Below are 21,726 nucleotides of genomic sequence, written 5' to 3'. Positions count from 1 at the left end.
ACAGGGGTTCCTGCATCTCATCCATTCCGCGCATCGCATCCGCTGCCAAAGATCATGAACACGATATCCATAACGCCCGTCCCTCAAACCCCGTTTACACGGGACCCAAATTCAACAGCCTGCTAGGGGATGCCGGGCAGACCTCCCCAACCGGGAGGTCTGCCCGGTCGGGGTAAAGAAAATCTCGGCAGTCAGGCGCGACGAAGTTGCCGGTCGAATGGCGACAGACTATTGGCTGGTCCGCGCGTAGCATGTTTGTGAAGCGCAGCAAACGACTGCTGTTCCCAGAGCAGGCATACAAGTGCAAGCATTACCCCGATCACGGTTGCGGCTGCGATCTGCTTCTTGATGGGCGATCAGCACCGGCTACCGCCGAGCTGTCCCAGCACGAAACGCACGATGCGCTCGACATGAGCACCGGTCAGCTCGATGCGAACACCGGCGAGCGACAACGTCACCCGGTCACGCGAAGACGACAAAGCGTCCGCCGTCGACGGTGGAGCAGGAGTGGCTGGCGCGGCGTCCGGATGGGAAACGATAAATGCCGCGTCTGGTGTGACCGCGAGCGGGTGCACCTCTGCACGTGGCTCGCTTGAGAGCTTCTTGCGCCACAGGCCGAAGGTACTGACGGCGAGCCCCTGCTCACGACAGAAACGTCGAAGGCCCAGTCCGCTTGTGGTCCACGCCATGACCATCTCGCGCCAGAATGCTTCGCCTTGCCGGGGGCGTCGTGCGCCCGTCGGTACGGCCTCTCCCGTTGCGTCGTCCATCACATTGCTCCGTCGTTACGATGGCATCACCTTCGCACCGCGCTTACGTGCATTCAAGACGGGATGCGCTGACGGATACGTGTTATCGCGCCACCGTATATCAAACGGTGGTGCGCTTCAGATTTGAGGCCGTCTGGGGGCGTCCGCAATGAGCCCCTTGAAATGCTCTTCAATATCGATAATTTGTATCCCATGGATCGACAACCAGTCTTGGTTGAAAACGGTGTCCAAGTACTTGGTACCACTGTCACAGACTATTGTTACGATGCGCGATCCAACCGGTGCGCGTCGAGCCACACTGAACGCCTCGTAGACCGCCCCGCCCGTTGATCCGCCAACCAGTAAGCCGTGCCGCTGGGCGAGATAATGGCATGTCGAAAAGGCCATGCGGTCGCTCACTTTGCGGCCCGAATCTATTACACCGTAGTCAATGGCCAGCCCCACTTCAGCACCTTCAGGCGTGCCAGTCCCCGACTGGAGGTAATCTCGACCTTCACCGCCGAAGATAATGCTTCCGGCGGGCTCAACCCCGATCACTTGGAGCTCAGGAATACGCGTCCGCAACTGGCGTGCAGAACCACATAGTGACCCACCGGTACCGATAGCGCAAACAAGATGCGTAATTGTTGGGCCCAGGTCGTCAAGCAATTCTGCAGCAAGTCCAGCGTAACCGGCTGCATTTGCGGGATTGTTGTGCTGTTCAGTCCAATAGGCGCCTTCTTCACAAGAAATTCGCATTGCTTCTCGGTCCCGTATATCAGTCGCTAAAACACCGTCTCCGCCGCCAACGATTTGGACATTGCTTCCGAACGCACGAACAGTGCGAATTTTATCAAGGCTTGCGTGGGAGTCCATGAGAGCTGTGAAGTTTATTCTTCGCACAGCTGAAATCATCGCCAATGCGCTAGCCGTATTGCCAGAAGAAGATTCGACTATATCAGCCGAATCTTTATTCAATGCACGCGGACGATGATTTAGCATACTCAATGCCATCCGGTCCTTCATTGATCCAGACGGATTGAGCATCTCCAGCTTGAGATAAATGGTAACTTCCTCACCGCGCAAAGGAATTTTGAGCAGGGGCGTATTCCCGATGGTATCCAGTATGCTATTGACGATCATCTATTTACTCCCAATCTCGCAGAAGTTACGCGCTATCCCAGCGCTGTCATTCTCGACGGGCGCACGCTGCAGTCGACCTGCGAGAGTGGACCTCGCGCAGGTTACGACGGTTAGAAGCGCAAACAACGCAGCAAAGTTCAGGTGACAGTTGATACATTGGGACAATTGCTCGCTGTGCATGTGACGCCGGCCAACGAACAGGAGTTCGCGCAGGTCGGGGAACTGGCGCGTCAGGTTCAGCAGGCGATGGGCCAGGCGGTCAAGGTGGCGTTCGCCGATCAGGGATATTCCGGTGAGGAGCCCGCGTAGGCAGCGCTTGATGAGGGAGTCGAGCTTCAGGTAATCGAGTTGGCAGAGGCGAAGAAAGTCTTTGTTCTGTTGCCACGGCGCTGGGTAGTGGAGCGCAGCTTCGGCTAGCTGAACCGCTTTCTGCGGCTTGCGCGAGACTACGAGCGCTTGCCAGAGATCCTCGCCGGGCTGCACTTTGTGGTCTTGTCCGTACTGATTCTGGTTCATTTCGCTAACCTGACGAACCGTGCCGAACACGCTAGAGATGCGCGAAGAGGCAATCGGTTGAACGATCTTTCGACTTCCTTCTACAGGTTCTATAACAATGCAAAGACCATTCGCCATCTCCGCTCCGAAATATCCTTCCAATATTTTCCCGGCGCATGTCACTCAAAAAATGCATGCGGTGAGGAGAACGATCTCCGGCATCGACTACTCCCCGCCTCTTGGCTTCCCGCTTGTCCGCCTTGTCACAGCGCAATGTGGTCAGTCAACTCCATACCCTCAAGAAGGACCCGAATACACAAGGCCTTTCAGTGAGGCAACGACCTGTGCGCTGGCTTTCGGCGCATTCAGCGCAGTCAGACGAACGGATAACACCTGCAAGCCCCGCCACCCAAGCGGGACGATAAACAGCGACCTTATGCGCGTTATCCCGCCATTGAAGTTGGCTTGTCCTGACTTGGTTGGTCCGCACGGTAGTAAATTCCGCTATGGATCTGTCTATCCAAGCCATACAGTTCGAATCGACTATTCAGAAGATCGTGCACCAAATTTCTCAATAAAGATATTGCGCCCTCCAAGCCGAGGCTATGAAGTCTGGGACAGCGCTTTACCTCAGGTCATTGAGCGCGATCGCACAACTCGGCAAAGTGCCATTCAACGTATGTCGAGTGGTCTTGAAACTCATTAAATTTCCAGAAAGACCAGCGTGGATGATGCGATCGATATCCACTTGGGTAGGATTATCCCAGTATGTGACATTCAAGTTTGGATCATCATAGGAAAGCAAAATACACGGAACAAACGACAGGTCTAGCTCCCTGGCACAGAAATAGCGATGATGGCCGTCCATAATAATGAAATGGCGGCGCTCTACTAGAATAGGTGTGGTCCACTGTCCAGTTTCCGCGATTGATTTACCTAGCGTCCGTGCGCGTGGCACGTTGATCTTCTCACTTGGACGAAGTTGACTTACCGGAAGTATGTCGAGCGTGTAAGTTCCGATAGCTTTCGAGGATGACACGGGCTTCTCCTAATATCGGCGTTTCCCCTAGAGTAGGGCAATGCATACATCGTGCCATCCGACGAGGTCCATATAATTCAACCGGCGGTCCTTGATAGTAGCGTCGCGTGTCCGACATTGTCTGAAAACTGTCTTTTTTAACGCCGATTGGCACTCGACTACCTTCTCCGATTGTGATCAGTTTCGCATAGCGCCAGGTCCGAGCGTTTCGGAAGCGAGCCGCGAGGAAGTCGAACCCTGCCGCAACGCGATTGAACGATCCCGCAGGCCAGTCGAGCATCTATTCGTTTTTGGGCGAACAGTGTAGAGATCAGCTCAAAAATTTTCCGCATACGGCCAACGCATTTGCGCGTAGATCATGTTGAACCCCTTTTCCACTTGGAAAATCTTGCATAGCGAGCCAAGCCCATCCCGTTACCCTGAAAGCTGGCTAGCGCGGGCGCAAAGGTATTCCCGCTCGCGTTGCGCCGAGTTTGGCCATGTCGCCAGGCCCGGCCCCTCGTTGTGGCGATCTCTACGTGGCGGCAGGCGTGGATGCGTTATCGGGCCATTGGCCTATGACCTTCAGTTGTTTGATCCAGCGCGGTGCGTTTTTCTTGGCACTGATGGTCGCATAGTCAATCTGCGAGTCGTGATACGCAGTTTTGCGTGTCAAGAGGAGGAAGATCAGCCGTATCATCTTGTGAGCCAAGGCGATGATGCCCTTTTTTGTGTGTCTTGCGCACCATCAGACTTTTGTATTTGGACGCCAGCGAACTCTTGGTCTTCCATGCTGAGTTGGCACATTCACACATGATGTAGCGGATGACCGAACCGCCTTTTCCGATTCGGCCTGACTTGCGTTTTCCGACGGATTCGTTATTGGCGGGACAAAGTGCTGCCCAAGCCGCGATACGGTCTGCATTACCAAAGCGCGTCATGTCGTCACCAATTTCGATCAGAATCAGGGCGCTCACGATCTGGTCGATGCCAGGTATGGTTTGGAGCAGGCGATGCGCCCATTGGTAGGGGGCCATGGCGGCAAGGATATAGGCATCGATTTGGGCCAGACTACGTTCGAGTATTTCGATATGCCAATGAATGTGTTCGAGAATGAATCGGTGCCGCGCGCTCGGATCGCCATCGAGTGCGGCTTGCAGGTCCTCCCGTCTGACTTTGAGCCAGCCGCGGGCCATATCAAGCAGCGCGGGAATCGATTTGCCCTCTATCAGGCCGGTCACCATCGCGCGTGCCGACAAGCCGTTGATGTCGCTGACGACGCCGCGAAGTTTGATTCCGCCGTCGTCGAGGATTTTGTGTAGCCGGTTAATTTCGCTGGCACGCATGGCAGAAAGCTTGCGCCGGTAACGGAACACCAGGCGCAGTTCGCGCAAATCCTGAGGCGGGATGAAGCTGGCACGCACCAGCCCGAAGCGCGCCAGCACAGCCAGCCACTGGGAATCGTTCATGTCCCTTTTTCTGCCCGGTACATGCTTGACGAAATGCGCATTGACGACCCAGGCCTGGATGCCGGCGCGTTCCAGATGGGCATAGATGCTTTTGCAGTAGATGTCCGTGCTTTCCATGACAACCAGTTCGACATGCAGATCAAGAAGCCAGTTCGTGAGCGCATGGTAATCACGCTTGAAACCGCCGAATTCACGGCTCTGCTGTGCGATGGTGCCGTCGGGGTGTTCAATGACGGCTGTGACAACGTGCAGCATCTTATGGACATCGATGAACTGGAAAACGCCTCAGACTCAATCAGCCTGGGTCTCTTTACCGTTCGTGCTGCGGCGACGCGCCGCGCAACTGTTGGGGGTGCGGGCCAGTTCGGTTAGGCCTAGCTATACACGGGGTCGGGGCACCAATGAGATTGCGTTCTTTGGTGTCCTGTGCACCACCGTTGATTCTCTGCCTTGCGGAGCTTTCATGCTTGGGGGCGACGCCGATCTAAATCATGAAAAGGTTATACAGCAGTGTCGTACCCTTCGCGCAGGATCTGGATGATGGTCACGGCGTTCATGACACGCTGATGCCAATCCACAGTGTCTTCGCGCCGGGTTCACCATCGCCCTTGCGCCCAAGGAACCACCCAGTGACGCGATCATCCGAATCATCTCGTTAAGCGTCGGTGGCTTTTTCGGGCAGGGTTTCTTTGATAGGACGTGAGCACCGTGTAACTCGTCAGCATCAAAGAACAGCGAAGCATCCAGTTGCGCGCAGGTCCTAGCCAGCCGCATAAGCCGTGCGATACGCCAGGACACCACCATATACAGCACAAGTCCTTCTCCACGCGCTCCATCTGTGCTAAGCGACTCTTATGCCTTCAGGGCCTTTTCCGTGCTTTGCTCAAAAGGATCGTCACAGTACGCATCGTGCGGCGGTCGCAGAATACGTGAAGTCGAACGAGGATTTTTGTTGGAAGTCGTCGAGCGCAGCGGCCTATTTTGGTAAGCAGCTTTCGTGCCTTCGCCTTCTATTGGCCTGTGAAGCGCGTCGCTCTTGATGCCACACAGTCGCCAATGCACATTCCTTGTACTGCGCGACGTCGTCTTTCATGCATGTCATGTACGAATTGTCGCGAATGACGCTTATATGTACCTTCGGCTGAACCCGCGTTTCCGCTCCGCGCTTCCCCTGTCCCGTCCGGCATGGTTTTTGCGGCGCCGTCGCTGGTGCGTAGTTCCAGAAGGAGCATGGTTGAAGCACCGTAGATCAGTAGAGGGAGCGATAAATCTGTAACGCGGGAACAAGCGAATACAGTCTGAAGTGAACATGCCCGTAAAAGTGCCGGGTTGCTCCACGCAACCGACTCGTTAGATGGGGCATGTTCCCGATGTTGAATACGGCGTAACGCGCATGCAGGATGAGGCTGGTATCAAGCCAGCGGATAGAAGGTGGTGAGACGTCAAGTCTCACGAGCGCAAGAACCGGCTTCAGACCATCGCGGCTGACTGGCAATACAAACCGTTCGTTCTGTGATGCAGCGGAAGGACTTACACATCAGTCGAGAGGTTAGCTCGATAAGGGCTTGACAAACGACTGCTCATAGAAGGCACTTTTGCTAAGGGTTGCAAAGTGAACAAGCATAAGCACGGAGAAGACGACGAAGTGCAAGCCAGCCAGAGTTTCGGGCAATCGCTCGTAGTCTCTTGCGAGTCGGCGGAAGCGGTTGAGCCAGCCGAAGCTGCGCTCGACCACCCAGCGGCGCGGCAACAGCACGAAGCCCTTTTTCGCCTCCGGCAGCTTGATGACCTGAAGTTCAATCCCTTCGTCAAGCGCCGCCTGGGCGGGCTCTTCGCCGGTATATCCCTGATCCGCGAACGCCACCTTGACCGTCTGTCCTGTAGCCTGCTGGACCTGACGCGCCAGTTCTCCAACCTGCGCGCGCTCCTGCTCGTTGGCCGGCGTCACATGCACCGCGAGCAGTTGTCCCAACGTGTCCACCGCCATATGTACCTTGCTGCCTTTCTTGCGTTTGTATCCGTCGTAGCCTGCGCGTGCGCCGCTTTCGCAGGTCGACTGCAGCGTACGGCCATCGAGGATGACCGCGCTGGGTTGACCACGGCGGTCCTGGGCGACCCGGAGGATCGAACGCAAATCGCTCACCATGGCCTCGAAGCAGCCCGCCTGAATCCAGCGTTGCGTCTGCTGGTAGACCAGTTCCCACGGCGGAAAATCATTGGGCAACAAACGCCACGGGGCACCGGCACGTACGATCCAGCGCAGCGCGTTGAACATCTCGCGCAGTTCGTAGCGGCGCTGTGGTGCGTCCTTGTTCATCAAGGTCAGGTACGGAGCGGCGAAGTACCACTCTTCATCCGATACATCCGTTGGGTAAGGCCTGCGTTTTTTCATTCCGCCAGGATACGAGGTCCGACATAAAGTGCCTAACACCCTCTGATATGCAGTAAAGGCGGATCGCCCGCACTGCGAGCCAGCTGTGGATTGGCGCCGACAACCCGGCAGCCCTTGCACTTGTGCGAACCCCATGGACGCATTGCGGCACCAAAGTTCTTCTGGGGTGGCGGAGCCACCAGGGCGACTGCAACCGCACTAAGCCGATCGCTAGATCCTGATGGGTGTCTGGCGCGATCCGTCGCAGCCAGGAAATGAAGAAACGGGCGCGCTCAGCTTCTGCAATCAGGTGTGGAACAGGAACCCGGCTGCTGACAGCCGTGGGCATTGCGTACTCGGTTGACACGAGCCCGCTAATGGGTGTCATCACATCGTAGTACTCACTGTCGAAATCGAGAGGAACGCCGCGTCGCGGAGTACCGCCGATTCGGTATCGAACGTCTACGACATTAACCATGACGGCGCGACTCTCCGCAAGGAGGATGCTGGGATTTCGATGCAGCACCGATGCTCGCCAAGCGAATTTGAATGCGGGCGGGGCTTGGACGTGCCTAGACCGCGGCATCGTACGCGGGAGGCATTTAAAGGAACTCATTGAATGGGCGACGAATTGAAGAGAGAGCAGCTAAGGCGTTGGGTTCGGCGCAAATCCACCTCATTTTCTAGCGCTGTCGCGGCACTGCTTGCTATCGCATCAATGTGTAGTATGCAACTTGGCACTGCGCTATCGCTACCCCACATTATGGAATATGGCACCGCCAGCATGTCTTGGTTGCGTCTTTGCTTTGCGGCGAGCCTGCTCCTAGCCATCGTGCGGCCGCCGGTCCACACTTACTCGCGGCAGCAGTGGATGAGTGTCATCGCACTTGGTGGTACCGCGGCGTACTCGACTCTTTGCCTCTCCGAAGCGGTACGCCGTATGCCGCTCGGATTCGCGATTGCGATCAATTTTCTCGGCCCACTTGGAATCTCGACGTTCTGCGTGCGCAGACCTGCAATGTTGGTGTGGCCTGTACTAGCGATGACGGGCTTGTTGCTACTCGCGCGACGGAATGGCATATGGGTGACAACGCCGGCCACACTAATTTTTCCGATTGGATCGGCGATCGGCTGGGCGGCCTACATTCTGTTGATGAAGCGTATTGGCTCGATGTTCGATGGGCTCCAAGGCATAACCTTATCGCTGTCCGTAGCCTCGCTGATCCTAACACCGTTTGGGCTCGAACAAAGTGGCGGCCACGTCCCCGAAAGACAACTCCTTTCCGCCGCATACCTTGCCGTTCTGATGCCGCTCCTCCCGTACGTCCTTGAGTTGAGCGCACTGCGTCGGATGAGTGCATCCGCCTTTGGCACTCTAATGAGTGCCGAGCCTGCAGTAGCGGCGGCAATTGGTTTCGTTGTACTTGGACAGCCCTTGAGCGCTTTGCAAGTCGTGGGATCGTTCTGCGTAGTCGTCGCGTGCATCTGTGCGGTTGCAGGAGATAGCCGGGCAAAGGTCCGACGCGAAAGCGGTGCGGAGCGACCCGAGCCCACTGTTCGTGCGCCAGTTTGCGACCTTTCCGGGGAGGAGGGACGTAGTTAGCCGACAAAGCCAATGTTGAATCGATGGTATGACTTTGGGGGCCAATGCCTCCATTGAAACTAGTTTGCTGTGAGCTGAAGACGACTGCGGATTTGCAGATGCAGGATCGTCCATCCCTGACCTCTTTGGAAAATGTAATGCTAGTGTTCCGTCGGAGAAGTAACTTTGCATTGAATTGTGGTGTTCTATGATCAAATGATGAACGCGTCCCACCCGTGAACGTGAAAGCAAAGGAAGGTGGATCCTCGCGGGCCCGCGGTATCGATGTGCCCAGGTGGAAGATGCAGGCATTTCCCGGCAACCGGAGGATCCGGGATGAACAGTATGGCCGTGGGCGTCGATATCGCCAAGCAAGTTTTTCACGTGCAATACGTCGATCAGACAACCGGAGAGATCGTGAACAAGCCGATCAAGCGTGCCAAGTTCCTCGAGCAGTTCGCCAACCGAGCGCCGTGTCTGATTGGGATGGAGGCTTGTGGCGGCGCGCATCACTGGGCTCGGCAACTGACGCAGATGGGGCACGAGGTGAGGCTGATGCCGGCCGAGTTCGTGAAGGCGTTCAACATCCGAAACAAGAACGATGCGGCGGAACGCCCGCGCGGTCTGGCTAGCGGTGCAGCAGCCGGGCAAGCCGGTGGCGGTAAAGACCGAGATGCAGCAGGCGATGCTAGCGCTGCACCGGATGCGCGAGCAGTTGGTGAAGTTTCGCACGATGCAGATCAACGGACTGCGCGGGCTGCTGAGCGAATATGGAGAGGTGATGAGCAAGGGACGAGCAAAGCTTGTTAAGGAAATGCCGGCGGCGCTTGCTCGGATATCGGAGCGACTATGAGCGGTGCTGATCGATACCTTGCGCGAGCAATGGAACGGCTTGGCGAAGCTCGACGAGCAGGTCGTCGAGATCGAGCGCCGGATGCGCGAATGGAAGAAGGAAGACCCAGCGCTGAAGGCGATCAGCGAGATACCCGGCGTGGGATTGCTCACAGCTACAGCGGCGGTGGCATGATGGGCAACCCAAAAGCTTTCAGTTCAGGGCGTGAGTTTGCCGCATGGGCAGGCCTGGCGCCCAAGCAGACCGGCTCGGGCGGCAAGGTGGACTTGCACGGCATCAGCGGGCGTGGCGATACATATCTGCGCACGCTACTCATCCATGGTGCGCGCAGCGTGTTGACGCATGCGAAGGAGCCCGGTGAGTGGGTCGAGCAGATGAAGAAACGCGACCAACGAATGTCGTGGTCGTCGCGCTGGCCAACAAAATGGCGCGGACGATCTGGGCTGTGCTCGCCCATGACCGGCCGTACCAACGGGGCCACGTAAGCGTGAATGGGCCAAGCGAGATAGAAGATAAACGTTAACGCAGGGTGAACGTCGAAGAGTTGCGCAGCAATCGAGTGAGCACTGGCACAAAGCCGCTCATAAATGGCTGAAGGCGTGGCAACGGAGGCCAGAAGTCGGCCTCAAGGCGTCGAAATAACATTGAATTCGCGTTGGGATTGCACAATGCGAAAGTTTGCGACCGGCGAGCGCATAAATCCAAGAGCGCCGCTTCCGCTGTGGTGTATTTCCGCAACCTGCTAACTGGAGGAACCGATGAGCTACGCTGACCTGGCGCTTCTTGAGCAACAAACCGCCGACCTGGCCGCAGCCTGCAGGGCGAAATTCTTCTCGACCGCGCCAGAGCTTGACGTGATCATCACCATGGACCCCGTTCACGTGGGATACCTGACAGGCTATCGAAGTATCCTCCAAGATGCCGGACCGTATGCGCAGGCAGCGATCGCCACACGCGATCGAATGGTCCTGATTACGGGCGCGAGCGACGCAGCTGCCGCTCTCGAGCAATTGGATGACGCCTCCTGCATCTGGCGATATGGCACCTTCTATGTGGGCGCAACGGCAGGAGTCGCGAGCTATGCAGACATGCCCGCGCAAGGCGAAAATTACGTCGATACGGTGGTGTCCGCCTTGCGAAGCTTTGATCTCCGTGGGGTACGAGCCGGCCTCGATACGCGGGACGAAAGGTTGACGCGGGTAATCTGGCAGCAGTTCCCACAGGCAGCCTTCCAGAACGGGGCACCGTCGCTGAAGCGCGCGCGCGCGACGAAGTTGCCAGCCGAGCTCGCCTTTCTTCGCCATGCGTCACACATTACTGACAAGGCACTCGAATCCGTCGTGCCGATGGTCCACGCGGGTGTCACTGAGCTCGATATTGCACAGCAAATCACCGGTACTATCGTTCGAGGGGGGGGCATCCCGCGCTTCGTCGTGGTGACTTCAGGCGAGCGCAGTTCCCGCGTTGACGCCTATGCTCGCAACAAGCGCCTCGAAGCCGGGGATCTCTTGCGCATGGACATCGGTTGTACAGTAAATGGGTATTGCTCGGACATGGCGCGCACGCTGACTGTCGGCGCCCCGTCTCACGAACAGGCTGAGCGCTACGCGGCGTTGCTGGCGGGCGAACAGGCACAGATTGCTGCATTGCGACCAGGAGCGTTGGTTAGCGAAATTTTCAACATCGCTATTGATGCCGTTCGCAAAGGCGCTTTGCCAGAATATCAGCGGAATCACTGCGGACACGGTATCGGCTTGCAATCCCATGAATTTCCGTCGATCGCTCCCGACTCCGACGTACTGCTCGAGTCCGGCATGGTGTTCTGTGTAGAGACTCCGTACTACGAGCTCGGTTGGGGCGGCATGATGGTTGAAGATACAGCTATCATTACGGACGACGGGCACGAACTGCTGACCTGTTCATCGCGGGAGCTCTATCAGGTAAAGTAATGGCCCAGCAGACTCACACCGGCTGTTTGCAGGCCATCGACCTTCGTATAGACAAGATCTCAATGAAGAGCCAGTCACTTGAACGAGGCCTCGACGTAATGGAGTTGCTCAATGCGTCGCAGGAACCCTTGGGTCCGCGTGAGATATCGCGTCAGCTCGGGCTAAATCCGGCGATCGTTCAACGTCTGCTCAACACGCTGACGGAAAAGCACTATTTGCGGCGAGACCCTGTGACCAGGCGGTACAGTACTGGCAACTGGTTGCTAGTTTCGACGGTGACTATGCACGGAGCAGACGAACAAACCTGAGGCGCAAATCGATGTCGGGCACGGCATGCTGAAGATGCGACGATATGTTTCGGTATGCGAAGGTGAAGGGACCAGGTGGTCGAGCACGATCGCGGCGCGGAGCAAAGCGCCGATGATGCTTCGCCAGTCCTGGGCGTGAGATCAGGTGCGGCAATAGTGCCGCAGGTTGATCATCGTGTAGGCGAGTGTCTTGAATGCGTAGTGGACCGGGCTCAGGCGCTCGAAGCGCAGCAGCAGGCGGCGAAACTTGTCTTCCCAAGCGAAGAGCCGCTCGATGATCCGGAAGCGCTCCTCGAAGACGGCCGGATCAAAGCGCTGCTTGCGGCCGCGCTTCGGTGTTTTGCGCCCACGCGGGTTCTCCGGGATGTTCGGGATCATGCCGCGATTGAAGATAGCCTTGCGGTTGGCCCGGCAGTCGTAGACGCCGTCCAGACTGACGGTTGAGCCTTGCAGGTCCATGCCAATGGCGCGGGCCATTGCGGTGAGTCCGGGCAGCGCCTCGCGCAACAGCGGCGATTCATTGCGGTTGCGTGATTCTGACCGGCGCAAACCGTAACGACGTCACCCAGTTGCTGCCGTTGGTCGATGCCATCCCCCGATCCGGGGCACGCGTGGCCGACCACTGCGCAAGCCAAAAGTCATCTACGGCGATCGCGGCTACGACTCCGACGCACATCGCCAGCGCTTGCGAGATCGTGGCATCAGGCCAGTAATCGCGCGGCGTCGAACTGCACATGGCAGTGGTCTGGGGAAATTCCGCTGGGTGGCAGAACGAACTCACTCGTGGCTCCACAATTTTCGTCGGCTTCGCATTCGCTTCGATCGCCGTAGCGACATTCACGAAGCATTCCTCAAATTCGCTTGCTCGCTCGTGTGCTGGAATATATTCAAACGAGCGCAGTCGGCTTTTTGAACTGGCCTCTTAGAGGGTGTTAGGCACTTTGAGCTGGACCTGGTATCCTGGCGGAATGAAAAAACGCAGGCCCTACCCAACAGATGTATCGGATGAAGAGTGGTTTTTCGCCGCTCCGTACCTGACTTTGATGAACAAGGACGCACCGCAGCGTCGCTACGAACTGCGCGAGATGTTCAACGCGCTGCGCTGGATCGTACGTGCGGGCGCCCCATGGCGTTTGTTGCCCAATGACTTTCCGCCATGGGAACTGGTCTACCAGCAGACGCAACGCTGGATTCAGGCGGGCTGCTTCGAGGCCATGGTGAACGATTTGCGTTCGATCATCCGGGTCGCCCAAGACCGCCGTGGTCAACCCAGCGCGGTCATCCTTGATGGCCGTACGCTGCAGTCGACGTGCGAAAGCGGCGCACGCGCAGGCTACGACGGGTACAAACGCAAGAAAGGCAGCAAGGTACATATGGCGGTGGATACGTTGGGACAACTTCTCGCGGTGCATGTGACGCCGGCTAACGAGCAGGAGCGCGCGCAGGTTGGAGAACTGGCGCGTCAGGTTCAGCAGGCCACGGGTCAGACGGTCAAAGTGGCGTTCGCGGATCAGGGATATACCGGCGAAGAACCCGCGCAGGCTGCGCTTGACGAAGGGATTGAACTTCAGGTCATCAAGTTGCCAGAGGCGAAAAAGGGCTTCGTGCTGTTGCCGCGCCGCTGGGTGGTCGAGCGCAGCTTCGGCTGGCTCAACCGCTTCCGCCGACTGGCAAGAGACTACGAGCGACTGCCCGAAACTCTGGCCGGCTTGCACTTCGTCGTATTCTCCGTGCTTATGCTTGTTCACTTTGCAACCCTTAGTAAAAGTGCCTAACACCCTCTAAGACCGGGAGCGACGTAGTCGCTGTTTCTCTTTCCACGTCGAGATGTCGGATTCGTTGTGCCGGAGTTGGGCAGTTCCAGCCATGGAGCCGCTCTCGGCGGCATCATGGTCGGCTGTCTCAGCCAGAATGAAACCCGCAATTGCGCGTGATCCGACTCGCTGCGGTGACAACAGCCTCAATGACGTTTTGTCGTTCAAGTTCAGGGCTGAAGTGCTTCGAGTAAGCGACACTGATTGCTGTCCGCATCTGCCCGCTGACGTCCCCGACGAGGGCGCCTACTGAGGAGATCCCCATAACCTGTTCGTCCTCGATCAGAGCATATCCGTCGGTCCGAATCTTATGCAAGGACGCAACAAGCTTTTCCGGGTCGGTAATCGTCTTGGCGGTGCTCTGTTCCAGCGGTTCTATCCGCAGCAGTTCAAGGGCCCGATCGTCTGGGAAGGACGAAAGAATGGCCTTACCGATGGCCGTATTGTGCAATCCAATAGGAGATCCGGGTTGTACTCTGACGGTCACCGGTCCCTTGCCGTCGACACAAAGCAGATACATTGCGGTTTTGTCCTGAAGCACGCCAAGATAACCATCAATACGCATGCTGTCAGCCAGCAATTGGAGTTCTCTACGGGTTTCCAACAACAACGTGTCGCGCGCCATCAGTGCCGCCCCCATACTCAACATCTGGTACCCGATACTGTACCGACGCGTAACAGGGTCTCGCCTCAAATAATGTTTTGCCGTCAAGGTGTTGAGGAGACGCTGAACGATGGCCGGACTTAAACCGAGCCGACGGGATATTTCTCGAGGCCCCATCGGCTCTTGCGACGCATTGAGTAGCTCCATGACGTCGAGGCCGCGCTCAAGTGATTGACTCTTCATTGGGTCTTGTCTATACGAAAGCCTGACGGCCTATGGATGGTCAGGTTGGGCAATGGGCCCCTACTTTACCCGATCTTGGCATAGTTCCCGAGTCGAATGGGTCAAAAGCTCGTGTCCGTCGTCCGTGATGATAGCCGTATCTTCCACCATCATGCCGCCCCAACCGAGTTCGTAGTAGGGGGTTTCGACGCAGAAGACCATGCCGGGTTCGAGTAGGACGTTCGAATTTGGGGCGATGGGGGGAAATTCATGGGAATGCAAGCCGATGCCGTGGCCACAATGACTCCTCTGGTAATCCGGCAGCGCGCCGTGCCGAACAGTGTCGATAGCGATCTTGTAAATGTCGCTGGCCAATGCGCCTGGTCTCAGGGCCGCAATTTGCGCCTGTTCGCCGGCAAGCAGTGCCGCGTAGCGCTCGGCTTGTTGATCGCTTGGGTCCCCAACCGTCAGGGTACGGGCCATGTCTGAACAGTATCCCTGTACGGTGCAGCCAATGTCCATGCGCACAAGGTCTCCGTTCTCAAGGCGCTTGGCGCGGGCGTAGGCATCAACCCGTGAGCTGCGCTCGCCGGACGTAACTACGACGAAGCGCGGGATGCCTCCCCCTTGAACGATAGCGCCGTTAATTTCGCTTGAGATATCGAGTTCCGTGACGCCAGCTCGAATCATCGGCACGATGAATTCGAGCGCTTTGTCAGTGATATGTGAGGCATGACGCAGCAATGCGAGTTCGCCTGGCAATTTCGTTGCGCGCGCTCGCTTGAAAGAAGGCGCCCCGTTCTGGAATGCCACATGAGGGAATTGCTGCCAAATTGACCGCGCCAATTTCTCGTCGCGCGTGTCCAGGCCGACGCGGCCGCCGCGGATTTCGAAGCTACGTAGTGCGGACACGATCGTATCGAAAAAATTGTCACCCGGTGCCGGCATGTCCGCATAGCCCGCCATTCTGGCCGTTGCGCCGACGTAAAAGATGCCGTATCGCCAGATGCACGATGGGTCTTCTAATTCCTCTAAGGCAGCAGCTGCATCACTCGCGCCAGTAATCAGGGCCACCCGATCGCGTGTTGCGATCGCGGCCTGTGCATACGGACCAGCGTCCTGAAGGATGCTACGGTAGCCCGTCAGGTAACCGACGTGGACCGGGTCCGTAGTGACGATTACGTCAAGTCCCGGCGCAGCTGAGAAAAGTTTTTGCCTGCACGAGAAGGCAAGGCTGAGGGTGTGTTGCTCGAGAGTATCGACAAAGCTCATGGACTTCCCCATTGTAATGGCGCGTACCTATTATAGGAACGACGTTGCGATAAAATAAACCACGTGTTCGTGATCGTTAACCCCCATAACGTTGGTCATATTCGGCATCGATAATAACGGAACAGTGAACCGATATTCGGAACGTGCGGGCCGCAGGACGTGGGTCTGTCACTTACCTTTCTTGGGAGATCGATGTTGAAAAAGAGGCTTGGTTCTGCGATGTTCGTGTGCGTCGCGGCTGCGGTGTTCGGGCATTCGGCGGCCGTGCTGGCGGACGGCAACGTGACGACCGCTAAGTTGACTGTCGGAGCTGCGCCCGATGCGCCACCTTTCTCGTATATCCAAGGGGACAAATTTCTTGGAATTAGCAACGACATCCTGCAGAGGGTAGGGAGGCTAGAAAACCTTGATATGCGTTATCAGCAGATGGCATTCGACGGTTTGATTCCGGCACTTCAGGTTGGACAACTCGATATCGCCGTAAGCGGTATCTTCATTACGAAGGAACGTCAGGCAATTGTGGACTTTTCGACGCCTTATTTCGTTGAAGGTGCTCTCGTCGTAGTTTCGGTGAACAGTGGAATCAAGAGCCTTGCCGAACTCAAGGGCAAAACGATCGCTTGCGAACAGGGCTCTGCCGCGCTGAAAGTGGCGCGTGAGCACGCGGCTGAATGGGGCGTCACGCTGCGCATCCTCCAAGATCCGGCAAGTATGCAGCTTGCGATGAGATCGGGTGACGTGGCCGGGATGATCTACGACTCGGCACTGGTGAACTATCAATTGCGAATCGAAGGTGCCAAGCCTACGATCAAGATCGTGAGTCCCGTGCTAGATCCGACAGGTATCGCGTTCGCCTTCCCGAAAGGCAGCAAGTGGGTCGCAATCGTCAACCGTGGCATCGCAAAATTAAAAGCCAGCGGCGAATTGGATGCCATTGCTAAGAATTACAACATGAACTGAGGCGCAGCTAGTCATGAATGATTTGAATTGGCTTTGGGATTACCTACCCTCCCTTTGGGAGGGGTTGAGGCTAACCGTAATTCTGACCGCGACATCGATGATTTTCGGGGGCGTGCTAGGTTTGCCTCTCGCGTTTATGAAAATGTCGAAGTTCCGCTTAGCGGCTTCGCTTGCCGCAGCATATGGAACCGTCATCCGCGGCATGCCGCTGCTCGTCCAGATTTTGCTAGTTTACTTTGGTCTACCCGTGTTGACGGGAATTCGGACACCCGCAACAATGGCTGGCGGAATTGCCATGGCGCTATACACGGCGGCGTTTCTGGCCGAAGTCTTTCGCTCAGGGATTCAGGCAGTCGATCGAGCGCAAATGGAGGCTGGCCGTGCAATCGGGTTTGGTCATTGGCAAACCATGAGACTGGTCATTATCCCGCAAGCATTTCGAACCATGATTCCCAACTTGGCGAATCAGCTTAGCATCACGCTCAAGAACACGTCGCTTTTGTCTGTTATAGGTGTAACGGAACTCACCCTCGCTGGCCAGAATATTTACATGCAGAATTTTGACATGATCCGTGTCCTCTCGATAGTGGGCGGCATGTATCTTGTCATATACCTCATAGCCGAACGCATGACTGGCTATCTCGAACAAAAGGTTTCTCGATGAACGCGCCAATTCGTCTTCTTTCTCAGCTCGGAGATCGATCCGAGCAGGGTGCTAGCGGGGACCAGGTTGCAGCCGAAAGTGTCCCCATGATTTCAGCTAGCGGTGTCGGAAAAGCATTTGGATCAGTTCAAGTGCTCAATGGCGTCGGCATGTCAGTCGCCGAGGGCGAAGTGGTTTCCTTAATCGGTGCATCTGGATCTGGAAAATCAACGTTCCTTCGGTGTCTGAATTTACTAGAAACGCCGGACACAGGAACCATACATATCGACGGCGAGGATGTGCTAAGCAGGCGTTACGACGTAAACAAATTGCGTCGAAAGATCGGCATGGTGTTTCAGAACTTCAACTTGTTCAGCAATATGACGGTACTCGAGAACGTGACTCTCGGACCGACCAGGTTGCTGGGGATGTCAAAGCTGCAGGCGAGGGAAGAAGCTGAGGAGTTATTGGCTAAGGTGGGCCTGATTGAGAAGGCCGGTGTAGTGCCGCAAAAACTGTCCGGCGGGCAGAAGCAGCGCGTCGCGATCGCCCGCGCGTTGGCCATGAAGCCGCGTGCACTTCTCTTCGACGAACCGACGTCGGCGCTTGACCCTGAGATGGTACGCGAGGTGCTGGACGTCATCAGGAATCTCGCACGCGATGGGATGACGATGGTTGTTGTTACCCATGAAATGGGGTTTGCCCGTGAGGCAAGCAAGCGCGTCGCGTTTATGCAAGGCGGAAAAATCTTGGAAATTGGGCCGCCGGCCCAGGTGCTTGGCAATCCGCGTGAAGAACGAACGCGCGAATTTCTCTCAAAAGTGCTGTGAGGTAGCGCAAAAATGGCAGATCATGTTTTTGAACAATCGACTCTGTGCGTTCATAGGACTGGCGCGAGCACCGAGGGATTTCGGAGCTTTTCTACGCCGGTGTATCGGGCGTCCACGATCGTATTCCCAAACGCACAAAGTTATCGCGATCGTTCCCTTCAGTTCCCGGATGGATACAGCTACGGCTTGATGGGGACCCCGACGACCCGTTCACTCGAGGAACAGCTGACTCGACTCGCAGGGGGCGTTCGTTCCGTCCTTGTTCCGTCAGGGCAAGCCGCAATATCAGTCCTCATGTTGACTCTATTGGCCCACGGCGATCATGTCCTGATTCCCGATAGCGTCTACCCGCCGGTGAAGGAGTTTGCGGAAGCGGTCCTGCAGCGCTATGGAGTCGCGTTCGACATCTATGACCCGATGAACCTGCAGTCTCTGCGTAGCTCTATTAGAGTCGGACGGACAAAGCTGATATGGATAGAAGCTCCGTGTTCGACAACAATGGAAGTCTGTGACATTCGTGAAATCGTAAGCATAGCGAAAGAACGTGGTGCGTTGACCGGTTGCGACAACACATGGGCAACGTCGATTTTTTGCAAGCCGATTTCGCTAGGTGTGGACGTCGTAGCTGAAGCGTTGACCAAGTATGTAGGCGGACATTCCGATCTTTTGCTGGGAGCGTTGAGCTTCGCGTCGATGGGTGTTTACCTGCAGGTGAGAGAGCAACTTGCAAATTTGGGCATTGGTGTATCGCCTGATGACTGCTCTCTAGCGCTGCGTGGCATTGAAACCATGTCAGTGCGCCTGGCACACGTCGGTTCGACCGCCCTGGATTTCGCACTGCGCTTGAAGGACCGACCTGAAATTGCCCGTGTTATTCACCCGGCGCTTCCGGAGTCTCCCGGACACGAGTATTGGAAGCGGGACTTTCAAGGGAGTACCGGCGTATTTTCTGTCCAACTGCAGATGCAAGACACGGCGCAAATCGACCGGGCACTGGGTCGTCTTGGATTGTTCGCAATCGGCGCGTCATGGGGAGGGACGCGAAGCCTTGTTGCACCGATGTCGCTCGATGGGCAACGTAGCTTTGGAGCGGGAAGTTGCAATTCTACGTATTTGAGATTTAGCGTCGGATTGGAAAGTCCGCTCGACCTTTGGCGCGATATCGAACAATTTTTGTCGGCCCTTTAGTCAATTTTCGTGTTGATGACTTTGATGGTAGCGTAAAAACCTATTAAATGTCGGATTGACTGATTTTATGAGCATTTTTTTACTATAAGTAATTTCCTTTGTGCCGTCGCCAACTTGGGTTTGGCGATGCGATTTAATTTGCTTGATAATTTCGTTTTATCCGACTAAGTTAGTATAACTAATGTTGCGAATCGACTTTATATGTCACATGGCGATATCGGAATCGGAGGGGATGTGATGAATAAAATTTTCGCTGCAGCTGTGCTTGGGTTTTCTGTAATGGCATGTAATGCTCAATCCAGCGTAACACTTTACGGCGTCGTGGACGACGCTTTCTTGTTCAATTCCAACGACGGCGGAAAACATCAATACGCGCTGATGGACGGCGCGATGAATTTCAACCGTTTTGGATTGAAAGGAAATGAGGGCCTCGGGGGCGGATGGGCGGCGGTGTTTGCCGTGGAAGGTGGCTTCTCCTTAGCAGGCTGTTGAAATACACCTCGCCGGCGCTCAGCGCTTCGTTTCAATGAGTGCGTCGCGCCGGTTTGGTTGATGTCGATTTGATACTCGAAGTCTTTCATTCAGGTGGGACCAATGCCATCTCCTCGCCGCCTTTCGCCCCTATGCCGCTTTGGCGGCGAGCGTGCGCATGCGAGTCAGGTTGTAGGCCGCCTGAGTCAACAGGAACAGCTGGTCAACTCGTTGCAGCCCCCGAAACATCGCCTGCCGAAGCCTGCCGATCGTCTTGCTCCAGCCAAAGACCTGCTCGATGCATTTGCGCTTGCGCTGACTGACTGCGTATCCGGGCCAGCGCGTTGTGCGCCCGTCGATGGCAGAGTCGCCCGCGCGGCCATCGTTTTGCGCAACATGTGGCGTCACGCCGTGTGCGCGGCACGTTGCCACGAAGCCGGCTGTGTCGTAGTTCTTGTCAGCACCTACCGTAATCGATGTATCGGCAAACCGCGCGGCGTCCGCAAGCATTTCGGCCGCTGTATCCCGCTCGGCTGTGCCGTTAGCCTGCGTTACCTGTGCGTTCACCACGAGGCCGTGCCGGTTATCAGTCAGCACGTGACCCATGTAGCAAAGCATCGCGCCCGTGCCACGACTCTTGCGAAACAACCGGGCCTGACTGTCCGTGCTGGATTCATGCGTGTCGTTGCTACGCTTCTCACCATGCCAGTTCTCATGAGAGCTGGCACCGCCGGCAGGCGGCGAGTCGTCATCCGACTTCGTCCTGGGCACAAAGCTCTTGTGTCCCGCCCAGGCCTGAATGAGCGTGCCGTCGACGCTGAAATGCTCTCCCGACAGGTGGCCACGCACGCGTGCCGTCTGGACCGTCTCATTGAACAGACTGACCATGACATCATGGGCCATCAGTCGGTCGCGGTTCTTACTGAAAGTGGAGTGGTCCCAAACCGCATCGTCCATCGCCAGTCCGACGAACCAGCGAAACAGCATGTTGTAGGAGATTTGCTCCATCAGCATGCGTTCGCTGCGAATCGAATACAGCACTTGCAACAGCAGTGCGCGAATCAGCTTCTCCGGCGCGATGCTTGGGCGTCCGCCCTTGGCGTCGCTCTCGTACATGCGCGAGAAGACCGAATCCATGCGAGTGAGCGCATCGTTCAACCACAGCCGAATCGGTCGCAACGGGTGATTGGCCGGAACGAAGTCATCCAGCCTGGACATCGTAAACATCGACTCGGTATAGCCGTCCGCTCCGCGCATCGCTTCAGTCTCAGTGTTGTCTGATTCTTCGTTTCAACGTTTACCCCTCCCGAACGGATGACGTGCGCGGGAGGTATTTCAACAGCCTGTTAGAAACGCGCCGACAGTGCTTGCCACAGTGGCGGTCAGCAGGAAAAGCCGAAAATCGCCGAGCAGCCCATGCTCCATGTGATGAGCGATATCGAGCTCAACCCGCTTCGCTATGAATGGTCCCTGAAAGGAATTTGCCGTCCGGGAAACCAAGGCGATGATCCCGAATAGAGAAAATGACACGGCAATCCGGCGCGTGCGAACGCCAGCAATGCGCACCGCATACGCAAGCGTCGCGATCACATGGATTACGAATGTAAGCCCGCATATGACCAAAAGCTGGGTGTCCATGTTTGTCGCCGCGAGGTTGGCAAGAACCGAAGTCTACCGGAGTACACCTCCGGCCCGATTGTCGGCGATCTTCGCTCACTGATCGTGTGACCGGAACTGGCCGAGGATTGCGGTAGGGATGCCCATTACTGGGGGGGGGGGGGGGGG

Annotated in this window: 18 protein-coding genes and 5 pseudogenes; 12 read left to right on the top strand and 11 right to left on the bottom strand. The window is 56.5% G+C overall.

Translation table 11 applies throughout. The features are described 5' to 3' along the window. Positions 1 to 356: 356 nt before the first annotated feature. A complete protein-coding gene (locus AB4Y34_RS37705) occupies positions 357 to 770 on the bottom strand; it encodes a hypothetical protein (protein ID WP_176370046.1) in 414 nt (137 codons plus the stop codon). A 117-nt stretch (positions 771 to 887) separates the two neighbouring features. Next, positions 888 to 1,892 carry a PLP-dependent cysteine synthase family protein gene (locus AB4Y34_RS37700; RefSeq protein ID WP_176370045.1) on the bottom strand — a complete coding sequence of 335 codons (1,005 nt, stop codon included), beginning with the start codon at positions 1,890 to 1,892 and terminating at the stop codon, positions 888 to 890. 36 nt (positions 1,893 to 1,928) lie between these two features. Here AB4Y34_RS37700 and AB4Y34_RS37695 point away from each other — a divergent pair. Next, positions 1,929 to 2,402, top strand: a pseudogene (locus tag AB4Y34_RS37695) (transposase); the annotation flags it as partial. 610 nt (positions 2,403 to 3,012) lie between these two features. Here AB4Y34_RS37695 and AB4Y34_RS37690 read toward each other — a convergent pair. The 4 genes and pseudogenes from AB4Y34_RS37690 to AB4Y34_RS37675 form a co-directional block, all read right to left on the bottom strand. After that, complete coding sequence (locus tag AB4Y34_RS37690) at positions 3,013 to 3,426, bottom strand: ParB N-terminal domain-containing protein (protein ID WP_368718909.1); 414 nt, start codon at positions 3,424 to 3,426, stop codon at positions 3,013 to 3,015. Between the two features lie 617 nt (positions 3,427 to 4,043). Continuing rightward, a complete protein-coding gene (locus tag AB4Y34_RS37685; protein ID WP_368718910.1) occupies positions 4,044 to 5,144 on the bottom strand; it encodes an IS110 family transposase in 1,101 nt (366 codons plus the stop codon). Positions 5,145 to 5,427: 283 nt separating this feature from the next. Next, a pseudogene (locus AB4Y34_RS37680) lies at positions 5,428 to 5,648 on the bottom strand (IS4 family transposase). Between the two features lie 775 nt (positions 5,649 to 6,423). Then, a complete protein-coding gene (locus tag AB4Y34_RS37675) occupies positions 6,424 to 7,266 on the bottom strand; it encodes an IS5 family transposase (RefSeq protein ID WP_368718908.1) in 843 nt (280 codons plus the stop codon). Positions 7,267 to 7,864: 598 nt separating this feature from the next. Here AB4Y34_RS37675 and AB4Y34_RS37670 point away from each other — a divergent pair. From AB4Y34_RS37670 to AB4Y34_RS37655, 4 genes and pseudogenes are all read left to right on the top strand, one after another. After that, positions 7,865 to 8,848 carry a DMT family transporter gene (locus tag AB4Y34_RS37670; RefSeq protein WP_176369903.1) on the top strand — a complete coding sequence of 328 codons (984 nt, stop codon included), beginning with the start codon at positions 7,865 to 7,867 and terminating at the stop codon, positions 8,846 to 8,848. 315 nt (positions 8,849 to 9,163) lie between these two features. After that, positions 9,164 to 10,203, top strand: a pseudogene (locus tag AB4Y34_RS37665) (IS110 family transposase). Between the two features lie 235 nt (positions 10,204 to 10,438). After that, entirely contained in the window at positions 10,439 to 11,629 is a 1,191-nt protein-coding gene (locus AB4Y34_RS37660) for a M24 family metallopeptidase (protein WP_368718907.1), read from the top strand. Then, the gene (locus AB4Y34_RS37655) at positions 11,629 to 11,937 is read left to right on the top strand and encodes a helix-turn-helix domain-containing protein (protein ID WP_176369905.1); all 309 of its coding nucleotides are present in this window, start codon (positions 11,629 to 11,631) and stop codon (positions 11,935 to 11,937) included. Before AB4Y34_RS37660 ends, AB4Y34_RS37655 begins: the two co-directional genes overlap by 1 nt. 141 nt (positions 11,938 to 12,078) lie before the next feature. Here AB4Y34_RS37655 and AB4Y34_RS37650 read toward each other — a convergent pair whose 3' ends face one another. After that, positions 12,079 to 12,444 carry a transposase gene (locus AB4Y34_RS37650; RefSeq protein WP_368718906.1) on the bottom strand — a complete coding sequence of 122 codons (366 nt, stop codon included), beginning with the start codon at positions 12,442 to 12,444 and terminating at the stop codon, positions 12,079 to 12,081. Between the two features lie 26 nt (positions 12,445 to 12,470). On the opposite strand from AB4Y34_RS37650, the pseudogene AB4Y34_RS37645 reads away from it, so the two are divergent. Further along, positions 12,471 to 12,850: pseudogene (locus AB4Y34_RS37645) on the top strand (transposase); the annotation flags it as partial. A gap of 55 nt (positions 12,851 to 12,905) precedes the next feature. Beyond that, the gene (locus AB4Y34_RS37640) at positions 12,906 to 13,712 is read left to right on the top strand and encodes an IS5 family transposase (protein WP_368718905.1); all 807 of its coding nucleotides are present in this window, start codon (positions 12,906 to 12,908) and stop codon (positions 13,710 to 13,712) included. Between the two features lie 127 nt (positions 13,713 to 13,839). On the opposite strand, the gene AB4Y34_RS37635 is transcribed toward AB4Y34_RS37640, so the two are convergent. Together AB4Y34_RS37635 and AB4Y34_RS37630 are read right to left on the bottom strand one after the other, a co-directional pair. Beyond that, the gene (locus tag AB4Y34_RS37635) at positions 13,840 to 14,598 is read right to left on the bottom strand and encodes an IclR family transcriptional regulator (protein ID WP_176369906.1); all 759 of its coding nucleotides are present in this window, start codon (positions 14,596 to 14,598) and stop codon (positions 13,840 to 13,842) included. A 60-nt stretch (positions 14,599 to 14,658) separates the two neighbouring features. Further along, positions 14,659 to 15,849, bottom strand: a complete 1,191-nt coding sequence (locus AB4Y34_RS37630; protein WP_176369907.1) for a Xaa-Pro peptidase family protein — start codon at positions 15,847 to 15,849, stop codon at positions 14,659 to 14,661. A gap of 192 nt (positions 15,850 to 16,041) precedes the next feature. Here AB4Y34_RS37630 and AB4Y34_RS37625 point away from each other — a divergent pair, with 192 nt between their 5' ends. The 5 genes from AB4Y34_RS37625 (at position 16,042) to AB4Y34_RS37605 (ending at position 19,962) form a co-directional block, all read left to right on the top strand. Next, positions 16,042 to 16,809 carry a substrate-binding periplasmic protein gene (locus tag AB4Y34_RS37625; protein ID WP_368718904.1) on the top strand — a complete coding sequence of 256 codons (768 nt, stop codon included), beginning with the start codon at positions 16,042 to 16,044 and terminating at the stop codon, positions 16,807 to 16,809. Positions 16,810 to 16,822: 13 nt separating this feature from the next. Continuing rightward, positions 16,823 to 17,473, top strand: coding sequence for an amino acid ABC transporter permease (locus tag AB4Y34_RS37620; protein ID WP_176369909.1), 651 nt, complete (start codon positions 16,823 to 16,825; stop codon positions 17,471 to 17,473). 86 nt (positions 17,474 to 17,559) lie between these two features. Next, complete coding sequence (locus AB4Y34_RS37615) at positions 17,560 to 18,282, top strand: amino acid ABC transporter ATP-binding protein (protein WP_176369910.1); 723 nt, start codon at positions 17,560 to 17,562, stop codon at positions 18,280 to 18,282. Positions 18,283 to 18,294: 12 nt separating this feature from the next. Next, positions 18,295 to 19,470, top strand: a complete 1,176-nt coding sequence (locus tag AB4Y34_RS37610; protein WP_176369911.1) for a PLP-dependent aspartate aminotransferase family protein — start codon at positions 18,295 to 18,297, stop codon at positions 19,468 to 19,470. A gap of 237 nt (positions 19,471 to 19,707) precedes the next feature. Further along, positions 19,708 to 19,962 (top strand): porin, encoded by a 255-nt coding sequence (locus AB4Y34_RS37605; RefSeq protein WP_176369912.1) that lies wholly within the window; start codon positions 19,708 to 19,710, stop codon positions 19,960 to 19,962. Between the two features lie 129 nt (positions 19,963 to 20,091). Here AB4Y34_RS37605 and AB4Y34_RS37600 read toward each other — a convergent pair whose 3' ends face one another. Both AB4Y34_RS37600 and AB4Y34_RS37595 read right to left on the bottom strand, forming a co-directional pair. Further along, positions 20,092 to 21,198 (bottom strand): IS5 family transposase, encoded by a 1,107-nt coding sequence (locus tag AB4Y34_RS37600; protein WP_368718903.1) that lies wholly within the window; start codon positions 21,196 to 21,198, stop codon positions 20,092 to 20,094. 96 nt (positions 21,199 to 21,294) lie between these two features. Next, a pseudogene (locus AB4Y34_RS37595) lies at positions 21,295 to 21,579 on the bottom strand (DUF2837 family protein); the annotation flags it as partial. Positions 21,580 to 21,726: the final 147 nt, after the last annotated feature.

It is taken from the genome of Paraburkholderia sp. BR10954, from assembly GCF_040965775.1.
In the GTDB taxonomy this organism is placed as follows: Bacteria; Pseudomonadota; Gammaproteobacteria; order Burkholderiales; family Burkholderiaceae; genus Paraburkholderia; species Paraburkholderia youngii.
Note: the sequence above shows the minus strand (reverse complement) of the source record. Positions and strands in the feature narration are given on the sequence as shown.